This window comes from Phycicoccus elongatus Lp2 (genome assembly GCF_000367525.1).
Taxonomy (GTDB): domain Bacteria; phylum Actinomycetota; class Actinomycetes; order Actinomycetales; family Dermatophilaceae; genus Phycicoccus_A; species Phycicoccus_A elongatus.
The window spans coordinates 3,062,854-3,063,928 of record NZ_HF570956.1; the positions used below are offsets into that span (position 1 = coordinate 3,062,854).

1 protein-coding gene and 1 pseudogene are annotated in these 1,075 nt (G+C 70.3%); both read left to right on the forward strand.

Features of this window, described 5'->3' with window-relative positions; all coding sequences use genetic code 11:
* A pseudogene (locus BN10_RS17550) lies at positions 1–526 on the forward strand (hypothetical protein); the annotation flags it as partial.
* Positions 523–1,075: hypothetical protein (locus BN10_RS14855; protein WP_040752026.1), on the forward strand; the 553-nt coding region annotated here is incomplete at its 3' end. The pseudogene BN10_RS17550 and the gene BN10_RS14855, both read left to right, overlap by 4 nt.

Sequence of the window (1,075 nt, forward strand, 5' to 3'; positions counted from 1 at the left end):
GGCGGCCAAGCGGGCTGCCGATGCAGCCCAGGCCGCCAAGGCGGCCGCATCCGCTGCCAGCCAGGCACCCCAGCCGGTCACCAAGCCGGCCACCCCGACCACGCCGGCAACCTCCGCAGCCCCTGCGGCCACGGCTCCAAAGCCAGTCGCCACGACCCCGGCCAGCGGCGGCGGATACAGCACCACGGCATACCGACAAGCGCGCCTGGGAACCAATGCCAATGCGATCTACTCCGCGGTCCGCACCCGGTTCGGCATCACCAACATCGGCGGCTACCGGGCCGGCGACTGGGGCGATCACGGCGCGGGTAACGCGGTCGACGTCATGACCAAGTCCTTCGCCGAGGGTGATGCGGTTGCCGCCTTCGCTCAGGCGAATGCACGGCAGTTCAACATCAAATACATCATCTGGAAGCAGCGGATCTGGTTCCCGGGCAACGGTCCCGACCAGTGGCGTTGGATGGCCGACCGTGGCTCCATCACCGAGAACCACTATGACCACGTCCACCTCAGCGTGAACCCATGACGACCCGATCCAGCCTCAAGGTCGTCCGCCCGCTGGCCGTGGGAGCGCTCGCCCTGGCTCTCGCGACACCTGCCGTTGCGGTGCCCCTGGATCCCGGGACACCCACTCAACAGCAGGTCGACGCAGCCAAGGCCGCGGCCGGTGCGGCAGCCGCCTCCGTGGCGGCCATCGAGTCGGCCTATGCCGCGGCCAACGTTCGCCTGGCCGATCTCGACAAGGCGGCCGCAGTGGCGGCCGAGGCCTACAACTCGGCCCGGCTCGCTCTCGAGGACGCCACCGCGAAGGCGGCGGAAAGCGAGCGCCGGGCGTCCGGGTCGGCCGCTGAGGCGGCAACCAGCGCGAAGGTCGTCCGTGCGTATGCCGCGCAGATGTATCAGTCGCAAGGCGGCCTGGACTCGCTGGGCGCGTATCTCGAGGTCAGTGGCCCTCAGCAACTTGCGGATCGTGCGGCGGCGCTCGAGGCGATCGGCGCCACTCGCCGGCAGGACCTCGACCGAGCCTCTCGCACGGCCAACACCGCCGCGGAGGATCGCCGAGCCGCCGACGTCG